Here is a 19,233-nt window from a genome sequence, read left to right as displayed (position 1 = left end):
AGGATGAGAGAGATGGAGAGAAAAATACGCGTATTAGTAGCGAAACCAGGACTTGACGGCCATGACAGGGGCGCGCTCGTTATCGCACAAGCGTTGCGTGACGAAGGAATGGAAGTGGTGTATACCGGCCTGCGCCAGACCCCGGCGCAAATTGTAGCGAGCGCGATTCAGGAGGACGTAGACGTGATCGGTCTTTCCTGCCTGTCCGGCGCACACAATGAACTGTTCCCGGAAGTTGTTCGCTTGCTGAAAGAACAGGGGGCAGATGATATTATTGTAATTGGAGGCGGCGTCATACCGGATGAAGATATTCCATTTTTGGAAAGCCAGGGTATCGCCAAGGTGTTTACGCCGGGAACGAATACGAAAGATACAGCCGATTTTATTCGCCATAAAGTGATGGAAAGGAATGGCGGGAGCGAACCATTGATGAACGCTCCTGAAAAGATCGAACATATCGGGATCGCGGTGAAAAACCTCGATGAATCTGTAAAATTTTATACCCAGATGCTCGGATTAAAGCTGGTTGGATTTGAAACGGTGGAGAGCGAGAAAGTACGGGTCGCTTTCCTTGAGATCGGCGAAACGTATATTGAATTGCTTGAACCGACAAGCGAAGAAAGCGCAATTGCCAAATTTATCGCCAAAAAAGGCGAAGGTATCCACCATATTGCGTTCAAGGTCGACAATCAGCAAGAGCGTCTGAACAAGCTGAAAGAAGCAGGTGTGCAGCTTATCAGTGATACACCGAAGCTAGGGGCGCACAACAATATGGTCGCGTTTTTGCATCCGAAAGCGACGCACGGCGTGCTGCTGGAGCTTTGCCAGAAAGCGGAGAGCGCAGAACCTGCTGGACATGAGGATAAACATTAAAATATAAAGAAAGGAAAAACGCGGAACATAGGGGATGTTTTGTGTGCGGACGCGGTGCGAAAGAGCCAGCGTCCGCTTGTCCTGAATCCCGGCCGTTATAGAAAAGAAGCGAGATAACGGCACGGATTTGTTTCCGCGGAGCGTCAAGGATAGGAGGGCTATACTAACATATGAGCACCATGTATGAAAAAATTGATGAAATGTATGAGCGGCGCCGTAAGGTCGAATTGGGTGGCGGAGACAAAAAAATCGACGCGCAGCACGACCGCGGTAAATTGACGGCACGCGAACGCCTTGATTTGCTGCTGGATGAAGATTCGTTTGTAGAACTTAACCCGTTTATTGAGCACCGGGCGACCAACTTCGGCATGGATAAGATCGAAGGACCAGGTGAAGGGGTCGTTACCGGCTACGGCAAAATCAATGGCCGCCTCGTATTTGTATTTTCCCAAGATTTTACCGTGTTCGGCGGCGCGCTTGGAGAGATGCATGCCCTGAAAATCGCGCGGATTATGGATCTGGCGGCAAAGACAGGAGCTCCTGTCATCGGTTTGAACGATTCGGGCGGTGCCCGCATTCAGGAAGGTGTAGAATCGCTGGACGGCTACGGCCATATTTTCTATCGCAATTCGATTTATTCTGGCGTCATTCCACAAATTTCCGTTATTATGGGGCCATGTGCCGGCGGGGCGGTATATTCCCCGGCGATTACAGATTTTGTCTGCATGGTCGAAAAAACAAGCCAGATGTTTATCACCGGTCCGAAAGTAATCGAAGCGGTGACCGGCGAAAAAATTTCGTCTGAAGATTTAGGAGGGGCGAAGGTACACGCCTCTGTCAGCGGCAATGCGCATTTCACTGCTCCGTCCGAGCCGGAGATGCTGGAGCAGGTGCGCCGCCTGTTGAGTTTTTTGCCGCAAAATAACAAAGAACAACCGCCTTTCGTACCTCCTAAGGAGAAGGATGACGGCTGGGATGACGACCTGGCGGAAATTGTGCCGATCGCGCCGACCAAGGTGTATGATGTACGCAAAGTCATTTATAAGATTGTTGACGGCGGCGACTTCATGGAGGTTCAGCCGGATTTTGCGAAAAACGTTGTGATTGGATTTGGCCGCATCGACGGATATAGCGTCGGTATCGTGGCAAACCAGCCGAAATTTATGGCGGGCGGGCTTGACATTAATTCATCCGACAAATTGTCGCGTTTCGTTCGCTTCTGCGATTCGTTTAATATTCCGCTTATTACGTTTGAGGATGTATCCGGCTTCTTTCCGGGCGTTAATCAGGAACACGGCGGCATTATTCGGCATGGCGCCAAAATTTTGTACGCATATTCCGAGGCGACGGTACCGAAGATTACCGTCATTTTGCGCAAGGCGTTCGGCGGTGCGTACGTGGCTCTGAATTCAAAAGCGATCGGCGCGGATATTGTATATGCGTGGCCGAATGCGGAAATCGCGGTGATGGGCGCGGAAGGTGCAGCCAACATTATTTTTGCGAAGGAGATCGAGAACAGCGAGAATCCGACCGCGACGAGGCAGGCAAAAATCCAAGAATACCGCGAACGTTTTGCCAACCCTTATGTTGCTGCCAGCCGCGGTATGGTCGATGATGTTATTGACCCGCGCGAGACGCGTAAAAAGTTGCGCGAAGCGCTGGAAATGTTGCGCAACAAGAAAGAGGAACGACCGGCGAAAAAGCACGGCAATATTCCATTATAATAGCGAAAACCGGGGATTTCCCCGGTTTTTTTACTAGTCCAACAGCCTAAGCGCTGCGTGCACAAACATTTTACCCTGTTTTCCAAAGCGTCTTCATCAATCTTATGGGATGTACCGCCAACAAATCTTATAACAGAAATGACAAAGCTACCAAGCGGATTCATGTTTCTTGAAACGATATACTGCTAAAGGGGAAGGGCACATCATTTATTGAATTTCATCAAAAATTGGTAAAGAATAAGAATGTATAAAATATATAGAGAATAGGTGGGAACAGGACGATGATTCAGCAAGATCGAATGGTTGCAGAGTTTATGGAACTTGTCCGCGTCGATAGCGAAACGAAGCACGAACGCATCATCTGCGATGTACTGAAAGAGAAGTTTACCGCGCTCGGTCTTGAAGTGAGCGAAGATGACGCGGCGGAAAAAACGGAACATGCAGCCGGAAATTTAGTCGCGACATTGAAGGGAACGATTAAAGACTGCCCGGTTATTTATTTTACGTCTCATATGGATACGGTTGTGCCGGGCAAAGGCATTCGGCCGAGCATACGGGACGGCTACATCGTCTCCGATGGAACAACCATTCTCGGCAGCGACGACAAGGCTGGCATCGCGGCGATGCTGGAGGCAATCCGTGTGCTGAAAGAGCAAAACAGGCCGCACGGCACGGTGCAATTTTTGATTACGGTCGGTGAAGAATCTGGCCTTATGGGAGCGAAAGTGTTTGATCCTTCGTTGCTTCAGGCTGAATACGGATTTGCGCTCGACAGTGATGGCAAAGTGGGAGATATTATTATCGCTGCGCCGTATCAGGCGAGAATCTCAGCTACTATCCGGGGCCGCTCCGCTCATGCCGGAGTGAATCCAGAAGCGGGTATCAGCGCGATTCAGGTGGCGAGTAAAGCGATCTCCCGCATGCCGCTTGGCCGTATCGATGAAGAGACAACAGCGAATATTGGCAGCTTCCAAGGCAGCGGCCCGACTAACATTGTTTGCGATCAGGTCGAAATTATGGCCGAGGCACGTAGCCTGGTGGAAGAAAAACTGAACGCGCAGACGGAAAAGATGAAGCGCGCATTTGAGGAAGCGGCGGCGGAATTTAGAGCTACAGCTGAAGTTGCGATTGCGCTTGCATATCCTGGATTTGCATTCAAGGAGGACGATCCGGTCGTGCAGCAAGCAATCGCCGGAGTAAAAGCGATCGGGCGTGAGCCGCGGCTTCTTGCGAGCGGCGGTGGCAGTGACGCCAATATTCTGTCCGGCCATGGCATTCCGACGGTCAATCTTGCCATCGGCTATGAAGACATCCATACAACAAACGAAAAAATTCCAGTGGAGGAGCTGGTGAAAGCGGCTGAACTTGTCGTGGCGCTTTGCGAACAAGCGGTAAAGCGATAAGAATAAGATATTATCCTATCTACTTTTTTGTCCTTTCCTGCTCTCTACATGCATATTCTTCCTGTAGAAAAGGAGGGATTGCATGATTGCATGGTCATACGGCACGGTCATGCGGATCGTGCGGGACGAGGAAGCGTTACAGGAGCTTGAGGTTCGACTTGTGAATGAAGAGGTGGCGTTGGCGCTTAACTATCCTGAGCTGACGGGGCGCGCAAGCCCAGAAGAGTGTGTCATTGTCAATACGACCGCTGTGGAACTTGGATTGGACAGCGGCGGCAAACACTTTGTCACAGCGAGACTAAGCCCGGAGGGGACGCCGTTATCAGGCAGAGGAGAGGTTCGGCGCGAAGGGCACATCGTGAAAATGCGCTATACCCCTTTTCAGCATACCGTACAATCAGTAGAAGAGAAGGAAAGCGAATACCACGAAATTTTCCAGAAGGTAGAGGGTAAAACATTAGGGAGGATTCCGGTCGTTATCGGCGAGGTTCATAGCATGCTCCCGGCGTTTGTGCTTTCGCTATGGCATTTGTGGCGCCGGGCGGGAGAAAGTAAAATGCCGCGTGTCTGCTATATCATGAGCGAAGGAGGAGCGCTGCCGCTCGCGCTCAGCGACCATGTTCGTTATTTGCAGTCTGCCAGCATGTTAACTGGTACGCTCACATACGGTCATGCTTTCGGGGGACAGACAGAATGCGTAAACTTGTACACAGCGCTTTTGGCGGCCAAATATGTATGGAAAGCAGATGTTATTGTCGTGGCACCAGGGCCGGGTGTGGCTGGCACAGGGACGAAATTCGGATTTAGCGGAATGGAACAGATTACGATTATTGAAGCGGCTCATAAGCTGGGCGGACTTCCTGTGCTAATTCCAAGAGTTAGTTTCGCTGACGGGCGCGAGCGTCATACAGGTATTAGTCATCATACGCTTACGGTGCTTCGTTTTGTTCCGGAAGTACCGCTTGTGCTGAATGTTGAACATCACCCAAAACTAATTGGACAATTGCAAGATCAATCCGTACGGCATACGATCGTATTTCATGAACCGAAAGATATGGAAATATGGCGGAATATAACTGAATCGTATCCTGTTCCGCTCGTGTCTATGGGCCGTACGATAGAAGATGATCCTGCATTTTTTGCCCATATGTATTATGCTGCACGCTTCATATGGATGAGGTGCTTGAAACGGGAAGAGATGAAAAAAATGGATTTGTTCTCCTGAATATGCTTCAATAGAGGGGAAGATCATACCGGAAAGGATGAACACAGAAGTTATGATGGAAAAAACCGTAGCAAGCCAAACCATTTATGATGGAAAAATTATCAAAGTAAAAGTCGATGACGTGCAGTTGCCGAACGGAAAAACCGCCAAGCGCGAAATCGTTAATCACCCGGGGGCGGTCGCGGTGATGGTGATAACCGATGACAATAGAATGGTGATGGTGCGTCAGTTTCGGAAGCCGCTGGAGCGGATGCTTGTGGAAATCCCGGCCGGAAAGTTGGAGCCGGGAGAAAATCCAGAAGCGTGCGCGCGCCGGGAATTGCAGGAGGAAACGGGATATACGTGCGCCTCGCTCCGCCATGTGGCTTCTTTTTATACCTCGCCGGGCTTTGCTGACGAAATTGTTCATCTGTACCGCGCGGAAGGGGCAAAACCGGGGACGGCACAGCCGGATGAGGACGAGTTTGTAGAAGTAATGTACGTCACGCCTGAGGAAGCGCAGCGGTTGATCGCTAGCGGCGACATTCGCGACGCGAAGACCATTCTTGCTGTCTATGCTTGGCAGTTGAATGCAAAATGACAGCGTATATGAACGAGTGTTTCGCTGACCTGCACATTCATATCGGCCGCACGATGCGGGATCGCCCGGTGAAAATTACGGCTTCGCGCAGCTTGACGCTTACGGCTATCGTGGAGGAGGCTGTAAAACGGAAAGGAATGCATATGATCGGCGTCATCGATTGCCATTCTCCAGAGGTACAGGAAGAAATCGACACTCATATCAGAGTGGGCCGTATGCAGGAATTGCCGGGTGGCGGTTATGTGTACCGGATACCGGAAGGGGAAGTCACGCTGATTGCCGGCGTGGAAGTGGAGCTTAAAGTCGGAGCTGGGCTGGCGCATTTTCTTGTTTATTTGCCGGATCGCGCCGCGTTTGCTGCGTTTCGTGGTTGGTATCACACCAAAGTAAAAAATATTCACTTGAGCACTCAACGTGTGTATGCGGACCTGGATGAGCTCGTGACGCACGTGGATTCGCTGGGCGGTATTGTAATCCCGGCGCACGCCTTTACGCCACATAAGAGCGTATACGGGGCCTGTGTTGATCGGCTGTCATCCGTTATCGATGTGAATCGATTTGCTGCGATTGAGCTAGGTTTAAGTTCCGACTCGAATTTGGCAGATGGCATACAGGAGCTTAGCGGTCTTACATTTGTGACAAATTCGGACGCTCATTCCGTAGGGAAAATCGCTCGCGAATACCAGGACTTGCGCGTTCAGCGCCCGGATTTTTCCGAGTTGTGTCTGGCGCTCAGGCGACGGGATGGAAGAGGTGTGCGCACAAATTATGGTTTGCATCCGCAGTTGGGGAAATACTACCGCACGCGCTGTACGAACTGCGAAGAATTGATTGCGCAATCCGATGCGCTGCGCTGCCCGCATTGCGGCAAGGAAGGAAAAAAGGTCATTACGCGAGGCGTATACGAACGCTTTTTGCAGATCTCAACACAGGCGGCCGGTACGCATCCAGCGCACCGGCCGCCGTACCGCTACCATATTCCGCTGGAGTTCGTCCCGGGCCTTGGCCCAGGACGCATGCAAAGGTTGCTGAACGCTTTTGGAACAGAAATGCGAATTTTACACCATGCAACGGTGGAGCAACTGGCTAACGTCGTGGGTACGGCTGTCGCGGAGAACATTGACCGCAGCCGACGCGGCGAAGTGATGTTTCTGGAAGGTGGCGCCGGGATTTACGGAAAAATCGCGCTTGAGTAATACGTCTAGTAATACGTCTCCCCTGTCTTTCATATATATCGTGATAAGAGACGGACAGGGGGGATTCCCATTGGTAAGGAGTAAAATTGGACAAACATTACAGCAGAATGTGCGAGAGAATTCATCGCTCTATTTGTTTACCATTGTGCTGTTCATTATGGGGGTTGGCTTTGGCGCCGTCGTCGTCAATTCGCTCGGCATGACGCAAAAGCAGGAGTTGTTCATGTATGTCAGCCAGTTTTTCCATGAGCTCACAAACGATGATATTACCGACCCGCTGCGCAGCTTTCAAAGTTCGCTCGGCCATTACCTGAAGTATATAGGTTTTATGTGGATTCTCGGACTTTCTATTATCGGTCTTCCGCTCATTCTCATAATGGTGTTTCTAAAGGGTGTCGTAGTCGGGTTTACGGTCGGTTTTTTGGTGAACCAGTTGCAGTGGAAGGGGCTATATTTCGCCGCGGTTTCTGTGTTGCCGCAAAACCTGCTGGTCATTCCGGCGATGATTATTGTAGCGACGGCAGGTATTTCGTTTTCTCTGCATCTTATCCAATCGCGTTTTATGAAGAAAGGCGGTGCATTGTATCCCCGCTTTTTTGTATACAGCGCGCTGATCTTAATTATGGGTGGTGTGATGACGGTGGCAGCCGGGTTTGAGGCGTTTGTTTCTCCTGCGCTGATGAAGCATGCGAGCGCGATGCTTTTAAAATTTATAATAATTATTATTTAAGAAGAGTTTTATTTGACTCCCTATTTACGCTCCACTATAATGAGAATGTAGGAAGCTGCTCGGGGAGGTCTTTGTATTATGGAAATAGAAGAAAGAATTGATAAAATTAGACAGCAATTGCATGCCCATAGCTACAAGCTGACACCGCAGCGCGAAGCGACGCTTCGTGTTCTATTGGAAAATGAAGAAGATCATTTATCCGCAGAAGATGTTTATTTGCTCGTCAAGGAGAAAGCCCCTGAAATCGGTCTGGCTACCGTATATCGTACACTTGAATTGATGAGTGATTTGCATATTTTGCAAAAGATTAATTTCGGCGACGGGGTAGCCCGTTATGAGTTTCGTAATGAAAATGCCGAGCACCATCACCATCATTTGATTTGTGTCATGTGCGGCATCGTAGATGAGATACATGAAGACCTTCTGGGCGAAGTTGAGCAAGCGGTTAGCGATAAATTTAAATTCCATATTCTTGATCATCGTTTGTCTTTCCACGGCATTTGCCATCGTTGCATTGACAAAGTGGATAAGAATGAACTTGCGAATGTAAGAAGCAATATTCCAGGCTGAAAAAGCAGTGGTACCTTTCCGGGCCCTGCTTTTTTTCGTAGTGAAGGAGAATGATCCGCAAAAGTAAAAAAGCATGCTGTTCCGCCCGGACAGCATGCTTTTTATGAAGTTTACTCAGTTTTTTTGTCTTTCGGCACGGCTGTTTTCGGATCGTATGGCTTATCCGTAGGGCCAAGGCCAATGTATTTGTCATATGCTTCATAAATGGCACGGGCGATGCGACCAGCGGATTGAGAGCCATAGCCCCCTTCTGGAACGATAACAGCAACAGCCAGTTTCGGATCCTCAACCGGAGCAAAGGAAACAAAGACCCCATTATTTATTTCTTTATACTTGCGCCAGTTTACCTTCTTCGTAAAATCTGTTGAATCAGGCACATAAATATCTTGTTGCGATGTTCCTGTTTTTGCTGCTACGCGATAAGGAAACCCGGCAAATGCGCTGGTCGCGGTACCGCCTTGGGTAACCATTGCCATGCCTTGATGTATTGTACGCCAATTAATATCCGATTCTTTTATTACATTTAGCACTTCTGTTTTATACGGACGAACAACATTTCCTTTAGCATCCACAATGCGATCCACCAGTTGCGGGCGCAAGCGCACGCCTTTATTCGCAATCGTGGCAACGTATTGTGCCAGCTGCATAGCCGTATAGCGGCCCTGCTGGCCGAAGGAAGCCTGCACCATCGCAGCGAGAGGGCCATAGCGCTTATTCATGACGAGAAAATCTTCGTTGCCGGCCGATTCTCCCGGCAAATCGACGCCTGTTTTCACGCCGAGACCGAAGGCGTGATAGTACTTCTGATAGACGGTAACGGAATTTTTTCCATGCTTTTCGCTCATAAGCTTACCAATGCGCGCCATATACGTGTTGGCTGATTTTTGAATCGCCGTTCTGGGCGTCAGCATGCCATAATTATGACCGCTGTCGTTGCGTACGACGTCGGAAGCGCCACCATAGTGGTACGCACCTGGGTCAGCCCAATAATCATACGGTGTAATTAAGCCTTCCGACAATCCCATTAGCACGGTGAGCGGCTTCACGACAGAACCGGCCGGTACGATGGAAGCTGGATGTTTATAGTTCTCCATCTCCGCAGCTTTTCCGGTTTTGGGGCGCACATCATACGGTGCGCTGCGGATTGTCCCGTTTGTAAAGGAATACTTATTTTGTTCGTATGTTTCTTTGTCAGGGCCGGATGTCCAAATGTTCGGGTCGTATTCCGGGTAGCTGACCATCGCAACAATTTTACCTGTCTTTACTTCCATAGCCACCGCGTACGCTGTTTTTGCGTAGGAGGCGTTACGACCTGTGGCCCGCAGTTTGGGCAGGAAACTCTTAATGAAGTCGCGCGTTTCAAGTTGCACGCGCTGGTCAATTGTTAGATACAAATTGTTGCCGCGCTTTGGCGGAACTTCCTTGATCTGTTTTAGGATGTTTTGATGGGCATCCACCTGATACAGACGGTAACCATTCTCGCCGCGCAGTTCTTCTTCATAGCTGCGCTCAATTCCGTCATAACCGACCGTTTGGTTCGGCAAATAATCGTCCTTTCGCTGTCGATAGTATTCGATGCCCTGATTATCCGCAACGTTAAACGGGCGCACATATCCGATGGTTTGCACGGCCACCTGTTTCGGATCGTATTCGCGGATCGGTTTCGTGATGACGGCTACACCATCCAATTCATTGCGGTGCTCTGATAGGTAGGCGATTTCTTTTTGGGATAGGTCGTGTTTCAAGTCTTTTTCCAAAAATTTTTGGGTCATGCGCGGGGATTTGACGACATTTCCGTTTTTATACTCGTATCCGACATCCATTTTTTTGAGCAAATCCTCTTTAGTCGTGCCTTCCAGAATTTTTTCCAGCTTGGTGGCTAGCTGGATGTAATAATCCTTGTCCATATATTCTTTTTCCTGGAAGACGGCAGTAAAGGAGCCACGACTATGCACGATTAGGTTGCCGTGCCGGTCGTATATGTTGCCGCGCATCGCCGGAATTGGCACTTTCTTGTCCGATTTGGACACCGCTTCTGCCTGATACTCCTCCCCTTTTACAACCTGCACGTAGGCCAGTCGGAAAATGATAAGGGCGAATATGAGGAACACGAGCAAAAGCAGCAGGTTCAAACGGTTGAACACTTGCTTGAGCCGGCTATTTTCTTTTTCTTGTTGATTGTACATCGGTTTGACCACACCTTGCCGATAATTGTTAATCACAAAAATAAATTGTATCATGCAAAACATAAATTGAAAACGAGCGAAAGGTATAAAATTGCTTGGAAATGAATAGGATGGGATAAAAACGTGTGCGGAAGGAGAAAGGTGCATGTTTATTCCGTATAATAGAATCGCGGAAATGCTGCGTTTGCTTGCCATTTTTGTATTTTGTACATTTATATTTTATTGTATTATCTCTTACCTAAACGATGCGATTAGGCCGGCGCAGCCGTACAAAGAACCGCAGGGGAAAGCGGTGAAAGTTATGAACGATGTTCCTTCTTTGAAAAAAACGTATCAAGAAATGAAGCAGCGATTGTTTGCGTTTTATTGGTACGGTGAATAAATTTTTGTTATCGGGCAGGAAACAAGGAACCCTTGTGGAATAAAATAATAAAGGACATGCTTATCTAACAGATAGAGGAGATCGGATGTTAAGGAGATTCGCAAATGAATGAATTAATCACCCAATTTATCCATTACTTAACAGTGGAAAGAGGGTTAGCAAAAAACACGCTTGAATCGTATCGCAGAGATTTGATAAGCTATTGTGCGTATTTAGAACGAGAGGGATTCAAGGACATAAGCGAAACAAGCCGCACGCAGATTATGGGCTATCTGCTCTATCTTCAAGAACAGGGACGGGCGACGGCGACGCTGTCGCGCAACCTTGCTTCCATCCGCGCATTTTACCAGTTCTTATTGCGGGAAAAGTTTATTGATAAAGATCCAAGCGTTAATCTTGAATCACCAAAAATTGAAAAAAAGCTTCCGCAGGTGCTTTCGGTGGCGGAAGTGGAAATGTTGCTGAACGGACCGGACACCCGCTTTCCGTCCGGCATGCGGGACAAAGCGATGCTAGAGCTTTTGTACGCGACCGGCATTCGCGTATCTGAGCTCGTATCGCTTAATTTATCAGACGTGAATCTGAATATGGGTTTTATTAAATGTTTTGGAAAAGGTTCAAAGGAGCGCATAATTCCGCTTGGACGTTTGGCTATTGTGAACGTACAGACGTACCTTGAACGCGGCCGCCCGTTTTTAAAGAAACGAGGACAGGAAGAAGCGTTATTTTTGAATCATCATGGCCGCCGCTTGTCGCGTCAAGGATTCTGGAAAATTATCAAGAAATACGCCCAGCTGGCGAACAGTCACAAAGAAATTACCCCGCATACGTTACGTCACTCGTTCGCGACACATCTGCTTGAGAATGGGGCGGATTTGCGCTCTGTGCAGGAGATGCTCGGACACGCCGATATCTCAACTACGCAAATTTATACGCATGTTACGCGTTCACGGTTGAAGGAAGTGTACGCAAAAGCCCATCCTCGGGCATAAAACAGGGTACTTCGGGGAAAAGTGTGAAGTGCCTTCCTTATTTTACGCATGATTTTCATGCGCTGGCTAAGAGGCTTGTCCCGCTGAATTGAAACGAGGAGGAGACAGCTGTATGAAGCGATTTAAACGCGTATTTCTTATCGTGCTTGATAGCGTCGGCATCGGCGAATTGCCAGATGCGAAAGACTATAACGACGAAGGGGCGCATACGCTCGGTCATATCGCCGAAAGAATGAATGGCTTGAACGTGCCGAATCTGTCGCGCCTTGGACTCGGACATATCGAGAAGTTGGAAGGCGTTTCTGCGGATGCTCCGCCTGAGGCCGCTTTCGGTAAAATGAAAGAAATTTCGATAGGGAAAGATACAACAACCGGTCACTGGGAAATTATGGGTCTTCGCATTGAGACACCGTTCAAAACGTGGCCGAACGGGTTCCCTGATAGTCTAATCAAGCCGTTCTCTGAGCGGATTGGCCGCGGCGTGCTCGGAAACAAACCGGCTTCCGGTACGGAAATTATTGCTGAATTGGGCGAAGAACATATGAGAACCGGTGACGTTATTGTTTATACTTCGGCGGACAGCGTGTTCCAGGTGGCAGCCCACGAAGAAATTGTGCCGCTTGAAGAGCTGTATGAAATTTGCAAGGTTGCGCGTGAACTTACGCTTGATGATGAACATTCCGTCGTGCGTGTGATTGCCCGTCCGTTTGTTGGTGAACCAGGCCACTTTACCCGCACGGCGAATCGTCGTGATTTCTCTGTATCGCCGCCGGGCAAAACGGTGATGAATGAGTTGCAGGAAGCAGGATTTACTTCCATCGCCATTGGTAAAATCTCTGATATCTACGCGGGCGAAGGCATAACGGAAGCGCTGAAAACAAAATCGAATATGGACGGTGTCGATAAACTGCTGGAAACGATGCGAAAAGATTTTACCGGACTTTCGTTCGTAAATCTCGTAGACTTTGATGCTATGTACGGGCATCGTCGTGATCCGATTGGCTATGGCAAAGCGCTTGAGGAATTTGATCGCCGTCTTCCAGAAATTCTGGGTGCGCTCGGCGAAGATGACCTGCTCATCATTACGGCGGATCACGGAAACGATCCGATTCATCACGGAACGGATCATACGCGAGAATACGTGCCGTTGCTTGTGTATTACATAGGCATGAAAGGCGGCCAACCGCTTGGCGTGCGCGAAACGTTCGCCGACGTCGGCGCAACCATCGCCGACAACTTTCAGGTGACAAAGCCCAGCATTGGTACGAGCTTTTTGCGACAGATTACTGAATAAAGAGGATAAGGGAGGCAGAGGGGATGTCGCTTACAGCAAACATTGCAGAAGTGAAAGCTTATATTGAAAGCATAACGGATATCAAACCGGAGATTGGCTTAATTCTTGGCTCTGGTCTTGGGGTACTGGCCGATGAAATTGAAAATCCGGCTGTTATTCCATATAAGGAGATTCCGCATTTTCCTGTATCTACGGTAGAAGGACATAAAGGCCAGCTTGTCATCGGCACGCTGAAAGGAAAGAACGTTGTGGCGATGCAGGGACGCTTTCACTATTACGAAGGGTATGGACTGGACGCAGTAACGTTTCCCGTACGTGTCATGAGAGCGATCGGGGTGGACAGGATGATCGTGACCAACGCGGCTGGAGGCGTAAACGAAAGTTATGCGCCGGGCGACTTGATGTTGATTAAAGACCATATTAATTTTACGGGGCGCAATCCGCTTATTGGGCCGAACGATGAAAAGTTGGGGGTACGTTTCCCGGATATGTCGACCGCATATTGCCCTGACTTGCGCGCACTTGCACACAAGGTAGCTAATGCGCACGGAATTAAGGTGCAGGAAGGTGTGTATGTGGGCCTATTGGGACCGAGCTATGAAACGCCGGCGGAAATCCGCATGCTGCGCATTCTGGGCGGGGATGCGGTCGGTATGTCTACGGTTCCGGAGGTTATTGTAGCGCGTCATGCAGGCATTCGCGTGCTCGGCATTTCTTGCATCAGCAACATGGCCGCAGGCATTTTGCCGCAGCCGCTGTCACACGAAGAAGTAATGGAAACAACAGAAAAAGTTAAAAGCGCATTTTTAACGCTAGTAAAAGCAATCATAAAAGAGATATAGGGCATGTAATCAAAAAGTCTGGAGCAAAAGATACGCTGTTTGTTTCAGGCTTTTTATTATAAGTATAAGAGGAGGTTTTTTCATGAGAGATTATGTTGCCAACTTGAAAGACGCAGCAGAATACATTCAAAGCCACATTTCTGTGAAACCAGAAATCGGTTTGATTCTCGGTTCCGGTCTTGGCGTGTTGGCGGATGAGATAGAAGATACGGTGTGCCTCAGTTATCATAAAATTCCGCATTTTCCTGTATCTACGGTAGAAGGACATAAAGGCCAGCTTGTCATCGGCACGCTGGAAGGAAAGAACGTTGTGGCGATGCAGGGACGTTTTCACTACTATGAGGGCTACAGCATGAAACAGGTTACCTTTCCGGTTTATGTAATGAAGTTGCTCGGCGTCCATTCGGTTGTTATTACAAACGCATGCGGCGGCATGAACCGCACTTTTGCGCCGGGCGACTTAATGATTATTGAAGACCATATTAATTTTACGGGTGATCATCCGCTTATTGGCCCGAATATAGAAGAGTTTGGCCCGCGTTTCCCGGATATGTCGGAAGCGTATGCGAAAGAATACATTCATCTCGCACAGGAAACGGCCAAAGAGCTGGGAATTTCCATACAGCGAGGGGTATATGTTGGAATTAGCGGGCCGTCGTATATGACGCCAGCAGAATTGACAATACTGGCTCGATTAGGTGGAGATGCGGTCGGCATGTCCACCGTTCCAGAAGTCATTGTGGCGCGCCACGCTAGTTTAAAGGTGCTGGGAATTTCCTGTGTAACCGATATGGCGATCGGTGAAGAACTGGAACCTTTGACACATGAGCAAGTAGTGGAAGTAGCGAACCGTACCCGTCCAAAGCTTATTTCTCTCCTTAAAGCTGTACTTCCAAAATTGAACGGATAATAGGAAAAACGTATAAATTCATAAATAATTTTACGAATTTAATAAAAATATTATTTACATTAATTGTATATCGTTTTATATTTATATTATGATGTATTAAGAAAATTGATTTACGAAAAACATAGATTTTTGGTGAAATTATGCCGCAATCGTAAGTCGAATTTTCTGAATGATTATTTTTTTTAGGAAAGGAGGGGGGTGGGTGAGAAAGTTGGATTTGCTTGATTTTCAGATTCTTCAAATCCTTCAGGAAGATGCTCGGAAATCATATACGGAGATGGGACATTTGCTTGGAGTAAGCGAAGGCACGGTTCGTTCGCGTATCAACAGGATGATTGAAGATAAAATTTTTTATTTTATCGTACATACTGACCCTATAAAAGTCGGTTTAAATGTGCAGGCTATCATCGGTATGTCCACCAGGCTCGGCTACCAGGAGAAAGTTGCCGAAGAGCTGGGAAAACTGCGGGCGGTGCGTTTTATTGGCGCGTTTTCCGGGCGCAATGATTTAATCATTCAGGCGTATTTTCGCTCGAATGAAGATCTGGTTACATTTGTGAACAAAGATTTAGCCAATGTTGAAGGGATTGTTTCGGCCGAAGTTTCAATTGAACTGAAGCAATATAAAGATTCATTTTCGTATGTGACGTTGGATGGGTTAGAGGACAACGCGGGCTAATGAATGGCCGTGTGGAAACGTCCTTTATAGGAAACATGATTTGAAACTAAGGGGGTTGATGACTGTGAAGAAAAGTTTCTCGATTTTCTTAAGTTTTGTTCTCTTATTTATATTAGCGCTTACAGGTTGTGGCGGCGGAGAAAAATCGGCCGGAGGCGAAAAGGCCGGAGAAAAAATCCTTCGCGTCAATAACTCTACTGAGCCTGGCTCCCTGCATCCTGCGAGAGCGCAAGGTACGCATGATAGTTGGCCGATGCGTCATTTATTTGTTGGTCTGACGATGAAAGAAGAGGGCGGGAAAATTGTGCCGGCGATGGCCGAGAAGTGGGATATAAGCCCAGATAAGAAAAAATACACTTTCCATCTGCGTGACGGACTTAAATGGTCCAACGGTGATCCGCTGACAGCCCATGACTTTGAATACGCGTGGAAATATGTGCTGAACCCTTCTACACCTTCGGATTATGCTTGGATTTTATATTACATCGACGGAGCCCAGCAGTACAATGAGTCGAAAGAAAAGGATCCACAAAAATTGAAAGCGCTTGAAGACAAAGTGGGTGTAAAAGCGCTTGACGACAAAACGCTTGAAGTCAAACTGAAAAATCCGACCCCGTTCTTTGAAGAACTCGTATCTTTCTATACGTATTTTCCAATCGATAAAAAGGTGCAGGAACAAAATCCGAATTGGGCAAACGATGCTAAAACATTCGTTTCCAACGGACCGTTCAAATTGGTCGAATGGCAGCATAAAAGTCATTTGAAAATGGCGAAAAATGAAAATTATTTTGAGAAAGACCGCATTAAATTAGATGGCATACATTGGACGATGGTAGAAGATGAAAATACGGCATGGCAGTCTTTCCGCTCCGGCGATTACGATTTGCTTTATCCGCTGCCGAGCGATGTGATTGGACAGCTTAAGTCTAGCAATTCGCCTGAGTTTAAATCGGCGATTCAATTCGCTACGTATTTTTACCGTTTCAATACGACAAAGAAACCGTTCAATAACAAAAAGGTACGTTTGGCCTTAACGCTGGCGATTGACCGCAATACCATTACACAAAATGTCACGCAAGGCGGGGAGAAGCCTGCGTTTGGTTATGTCGGACCGGGTGCGAAAGAACCGAGCGGCAAAGAGTTTCAAGAAGTGAGCGGCAATTTCTTTAAAGAAGATGTAGCGCTGGCGAAGCGCCTGCTGGCGGAAGGTCTTAAGGAAGAAGGCATGACCAGCATGCCGAAATTTACGATTTTGTATAACACGCTTGATGCACACAAACGTATCGCGGAAGCGATTCAGGAAATGTGGCGCAAAAATCTTGGACTTAAAGTCGGACTAGAAAACGTGGAATTCCAGGTGAAAATCGATCGTGAGCATAAGCTTGATTACGATGTAAGCCGGTCCGGCTGGATCGCCGACTATACAGATCCGATGACCATGCTGGAAATGTTCACTTCCTATAGCAAACAAAATGACACGGGCTGGAAAAACAAAGAATATGATGCGCTGATTGATCAGGCTCAGAAAGCGGCTGACCAGGCAAAACGCATGGAACTCATGCATAAAGCGGAAAAAATTTTGATGGATGAGATGCCGATTATGCCCATTTACTTCTATGCGATGCCGTATGCGGTGAAAGAAAATGTAACCGGCGTTTATACGGTGCCGGATGAGTATCCGGTCATGAAATATGCGGACAAAAAGTAGTGCGCATAAATCAGGGGGTACCCGGCTTCTGGGTATCTCCTATTTCCTAAACATGAAGGAATGGAGGGGATAAGGTGTTACGATATACTTTGCAACGCTTGGGGTGGGCTCTCGTAACGCTGTGGGTGGTGATTACGCTAACGTTTGGTTTAATGCATGTAATTCCAGGTGACCCATTTGCAAAAGAAGGAAACATGCCGCCCGGTGTATACGAAAATTTACGAGCTTACTACAATCTGGATAAACCGTTAATTGTTCAGTACGGATTATATTTAAAATCGTTGTTACAACTTGATTTTGGTCCATCATTAAAATCGAGTGCGATCACAGTCAACGATTATATTGCGCAAGGATTTCCCATTTCGTTTTATCTTGGTTTACAGGCGCTGGCGATCGGGGTTACGCTTGGCTTAATTTTTGGGGTCATTGCCGCTTTATATCACAATAAATGGCCTGATTATTTGTCGATGATTCTTGCCATCGTCGGACTTTCTGTGCCGAGCTTTTTTTTGGCAACGGTTTTCATTAACTATATTGCTGTAGAAATGAACATTTTTCCGCCATCCGGCTGGGGAACATGGCAACATACCGTTTTGCCTTCGCTGGCGTTGGCGGCGATGCCGATGGCATTTATTGCGCGTCTTATGCGTTCCAGCATGCTGGAAGTGTTAGGGCAGGATTATATTAAGACGGCAAAATCAAAAGGTTTGACACGCAATATTGTTATTATTAAACATACGTTACGAAATGCAATTTTACCGGTTGTTACCGTGCTTGGTATTATCACAGCGAATCTTGTAACAGGAAGTTTTGTGGTTGAGCATATTTTCGGTATCCCCGGAATGGGCGAAATGTTTGTGAAAGGTATTTTTAATCGTGACTATCCGGTGATTTTAGGTTCTACCGTTTTTTATAGCGCCATTCTTATTTTTTTGATTTTCGTTGTGGATGTACTTTACACGTGGATTGATCCACGCATTAAGGTTGCAGGGGGGAGTAAGTAATGCAGCATGAATCGCAATTGACCGCTGATATGTTCCGACCTGTAACAGATCACTTTAAAGATGCGGAAAAAATCGAGCGCCCCAGCGTCTCCTATTGGGCGGATGTATGGCGCCGTTTGAAGATGAATAAATTGGCGATGATCGGTCTTTTGATGATTATCGCGCTTGTCATTATGGCCATTATCGGACCGATGATTAGCGGTTATACGTATTATAAACAAGATTTTAGTATAAAAAACATGCGACCAAGTGCCGAGCATTGGTTCGGTACCGATTCTTCCGGGCGTGACATTTTTACCCGAGTCTGGTACGGTGCGCGTATTTCTTTGTTTATCGGTGTCATGGCGGCTTTTATCGATTTTGTGATCGGTGTACTGTATGGCGGTATTTCCGGTTTGAAAGGCGGGCGCATCGACAATATTATGATGCGAATTGCTGAAGTGTTGTATGGTATACCGTATTTATTAATGGTTATCCTGCTTATGGTTGTTATGGGGCAGGGATTGTGGACGATCATTATTGCGATGACAATCACAGGGTGGATTCCGATGGCCCGCCTTGTGCGCGGACAGGTATTGCAGCTCAAAGAGCAGGAATATGTTCAGGCAGCGATGGTTCTCGGCGCTGATACGAAGTGGATTTTGCGCAAGCATATGATTCCGAATATGATGGGGCCGATTCTTGTAAATGTGACCCTGACGGTTCCAACTGCGATCTTTGCCGAAGCGACGCTCAGCTTTCTCGGTCTTGGCATTCCAGCGCCGCAGGCCAGCTGGGGTACGATGGTGAATGATGCGCTCGTAAGTTTGCTTGTCGGAAACGTCTATCAGCTGTTCATTCCGGGCTTCTTTATTTCGCTCACGATGTTCGCCTTTAACGTGTTAGGCGACGGTTTGCGTGATGCGCTTGACCCGAGAATGCGCAAATAACGTAAG

18 protein-coding genes are annotated in these 19,233 nt (G+C 47.7%); 17 read left to right on the top strand and 1 reads right to left on the bottom strand.

The genetic code is table 11. The features are described from left to right. Positions 1-12: 12 nt before the first annotated feature. From mce to fur, 8 genes are all read left to right on the top strand, one after another. Entirely contained in the window at positions 13-873 is an 861-nt protein-coding gene (gene mce, locus BLR88_RS03805; protein ID WP_057899412.1) for a methylmalonyl-CoA epimerase, read from the top strand. Positions 874-1,043: 170 nt separating this feature from the next. After that, positions 1,044-2,597 (top strand): acyl-CoA carboxylase subunit beta, encoded by a 1,554-nt coding sequence (locus tag BLR88_RS03800; protein WP_091259967.1) that lies wholly within the window; start codon positions 1,044-1,046, stop codon positions 2,595-2,597. Between the two features lie 281 nt (positions 2,598-2,878). After that, complete coding sequence (locus BLR88_RS03795) at positions 2,879-4,000, top strand: M20/M25/M40 family metallo-hydrolase (protein ID WP_057899410.1); 1,122 nt, start codon at positions 2,879-2,881, stop codon at positions 3,998-4,000. 82 nt (positions 4,001-4,082) lie between these two features. After that, positions 4,083-5,225: a DUF3866 family protein gene (locus BLR88_RS03790; RefSeq protein ID WP_057899409.1), complete on the top strand. Its 1,143-nt coding sequence runs from the start codon at positions 4,083-4,085 to the stop codon at positions 5,223-5,225. A gap of 52 nt (positions 5,226-5,277) precedes the next feature. Next, complete coding sequence (locus BLR88_RS03785) at positions 5,278-5,805, top strand: NUDIX hydrolase (protein ID WP_269465341.1); 528 nt, start codon at positions 5,278-5,280, stop codon at positions 5,803-5,805. Continuing rightward, positions 5,784-7,001, top strand: coding sequence for an endonuclease Q family protein (locus tag BLR88_RS03780; RefSeq protein WP_254778212.1), 1,218 nt, complete (start codon positions 5,784-5,786; stop codon positions 6,999-7,001). Before BLR88_RS03785 ends, BLR88_RS03780 begins: the two co-directional genes overlap by 22 nt. Before the next feature lie 70 nt (positions 7,002-7,071). Continuing rightward, the gene (spoIIM, locus tag BLR88_RS03775) at positions 7,072-7,731 is read left to right on the top strand and encodes a stage II sporulation protein M (protein ID WP_057899407.1); all 660 of its coding nucleotides are present in this window, start codon (positions 7,072-7,074) and stop codon (positions 7,729-7,731) included. A gap of 84 nt (positions 7,732-7,815) precedes the next feature. Then, positions 7,816-8,301 carry a ferric iron uptake transcriptional regulator gene (gene fur, locus BLR88_RS03770; protein ID WP_156424131.1) on the top strand — a complete coding sequence of 162 codons (486 nt, stop codon included), beginning with the start codon at positions 7,816-7,818 and terminating at the stop codon, positions 8,299-8,301. A gap of 110 nt (positions 8,302-8,411) precedes the next feature. On the opposite strand, the gene BLR88_RS03765 is transcribed toward fur, so the two are convergent. Beyond that, positions 8,412-10,487: a peptidoglycan D,D-transpeptidase FtsI family protein gene (locus tag BLR88_RS03765; RefSeq protein ID WP_091259965.1), complete on the bottom strand. Its 2,076-nt coding sequence runs from the start codon at positions 10,485-10,487 to the stop codon at positions 8,412-8,414. 145 nt (positions 10,488-10,632) lie between these two features. Between BLR88_RS03765 and BLR88_RS03760 the strand changes: the two genes are divergently transcribed. The 9 genes from BLR88_RS03760 (at position 10,633) to BLR88_RS03720 (ending at position 19,227) form a co-directional block, all read left to right on the top strand. Next, complete coding sequence (locus BLR88_RS03760) at positions 10,633-10,869, top strand: DUF4227 family protein (protein WP_057899405.1); 237 nt, start codon at positions 10,633-10,635, stop codon at positions 10,867-10,869. A 104-nt stretch (positions 10,870-10,973) separates the two neighbouring features. After that, on the top strand, positions 10,974-11,861 hold the full coding sequence (gene xerD, locus BLR88_RS03755) for a site-specific tyrosine recombinase XerD (RefSeq protein WP_057899404.1): 888 nt from the start codon (positions 10,974-10,976) through the stop codon (positions 11,859-11,861). A gap of 112 nt (positions 11,862-11,973) precedes the next feature. Next, a complete protein-coding gene (gene deoB / locus BLR88_RS03750; RefSeq protein WP_057899403.1) occupies positions 11,974-13,155 on the top strand; it encodes a phosphopentomutase in 1,182 nt (393 codons plus the stop codon). Between the two features lie 23 nt (positions 13,156-13,178). Beyond that, the gene (locus BLR88_RS03745; RefSeq protein ID WP_057899402.1) at positions 13,179-13,997 is read left to right on the top strand and encodes a purine-nucleoside phosphorylase; all 819 of its coding nucleotides are present in this window, start codon (positions 13,179-13,181) and stop codon (positions 13,995-13,997) included. Between the two features lie 82 nt (positions 13,998-14,079). Next, the gene (locus tag BLR88_RS03740; protein ID WP_091259963.1) at positions 14,080-14,907 is read left to right on the top strand and encodes a purine-nucleoside phosphorylase; all 828 of its coding nucleotides are present in this window, start codon (positions 14,080-14,082) and stop codon (positions 14,905-14,907) included. Positions 14,908-15,109: 202 nt separating this feature from the next. Beyond that, positions 15,110-15,586 carry an Lrp/AsnC family transcriptional regulator gene (locus tag BLR88_RS03735; RefSeq protein WP_091259961.1) on the top strand — a complete coding sequence of 159 codons (477 nt, stop codon included), beginning with the start codon at positions 15,110-15,112 and terminating at the stop codon, positions 15,584-15,586. A 58-nt stretch (positions 15,587-15,644) separates the two neighbouring features. After that, positions 15,645-17,294 (top strand): peptide ABC transporter substrate-binding protein, encoded by a 1,650-nt coding sequence (locus BLR88_RS03730; RefSeq protein WP_091259959.1) that lies wholly within the window; start codon positions 15,645-15,647, stop codon positions 17,292-17,294. A 74-nt stretch (positions 17,295-17,368) separates the two neighbouring features. After that, entirely contained in the window at positions 17,369-18,298 is a 930-nt protein-coding gene (locus tag BLR88_RS03725; RefSeq protein ID WP_057899398.1) for an ABC transporter permease, read from the top strand. After that, positions 18,298-19,227 (top strand): ABC transporter permease, encoded by a 930-nt coding sequence (locus BLR88_RS03720; RefSeq protein WP_057899397.1) that lies wholly within the window; start codon positions 18,298-18,300, stop codon positions 19,225-19,227. Before BLR88_RS03725 ends, BLR88_RS03720 begins: the two co-directional genes overlap by 1 nt. Positions 19,228-19,233: the final 6 nt, after the last annotated feature.

It is taken from the genome of Aneurinibacillus thermoaerophilus, assembly GCF_900099925.1.
Lineage (GTDB): Bacteria > Bacillota > Bacilli > Aneurinibacillales > Aneurinibacillaceae > Aneurinibacillus > Aneurinibacillus thermoaerophilus.
This window is presented reverse-complemented; position numbering and strand designations above follow the sequence as displayed.

Excerpts from the sequence above, each read along its gene's own strand:
- BLR88_RS03795 (WP_057899410.1), top strand. The coding sequence starts at position 2,879 with ATGATTCAGCAAGATCGAATGGTTGCAGAGTTTATGGAACTTGTCCGC.
- BLR88_RS03730 (WP_091259959.1), top strand. The coding sequence starts at position 15,645 with ATGACTGTGAAGAAAAGTTTCTCGATTTTCTTAAGTTTTGTTCTCTTA.
- xerD (WP_057899404.1), top strand. The coding sequence starts at position 10,974 with ATGAATGAATTAATCACCCAATTTATCCATTACTTAACAGTGGAAAGA.
- BLR88_RS03760 (WP_057899405.1), top strand. The coding sequence starts at position 10,633 with ATGTTTATTCCGTATAATAGAATCGCGGAAATGCTGCGTTTGCTTGCC.
- deoB (WP_057899403.1), top strand. The coding sequence starts at position 11,974 with ATGAAGCGATTTAAACGCGTATTTCTTATCGTGCTTGATAGCGTCGGC.
- BLR88_RS03790 (WP_057899409.1), top strand. The coding sequence starts at position 4,083 with ATGATTGCATGGTCATACGGCACGGTCATGCGGATCGTGCGGGACGAG.
- BLR88_RS03765 (WP_091259965.1), bottom strand. The coding sequence starts at position 10,487 with ATGTACAATCAACAAGAAAAAGAAAATAGCCGGCTCAAGCAAGTGTTC.
- BLR88_RS03745 (WP_057899402.1), top strand. The coding sequence starts at position 13,179 with ATGTCGCTTACAGCAAACATTGCAGAAGTGAAAGCTTATATTGAAAGC.
- BLR88_RS03785 (WP_269465341.1), top strand. The coding sequence starts at position 5,278 with ATGATGGAAAAAACCGTAGCAAGCCAAACCATTTATGATGGAAAAATT.
- BLR88_RS03800 (WP_091259967.1), top strand. The coding sequence starts at position 1,044 with ATGAGCACCATGTATGAAAAAATTGATGAAATGTATGAGCGGCGCCGT.
- BLR88_RS03740 (WP_091259963.1), top strand. The coding sequence starts at position 14,080 with ATGAGAGATTATGTTGCCAACTTGAAAGACGCAGCAGAATACATTCAA.
- mce (WP_057899412.1), top strand. The coding sequence starts at position 13 with ATGGAGAGAAAAATACGCGTATTAGTAGCGAAACCAGGACTTGACGGC.
- BLR88_RS03720 (WP_057899397.1), top strand. The coding sequence starts at position 18,298 with ATGCAGCATGAATCGCAATTGACCGCTGATATGTTCCGACCTGTAACA.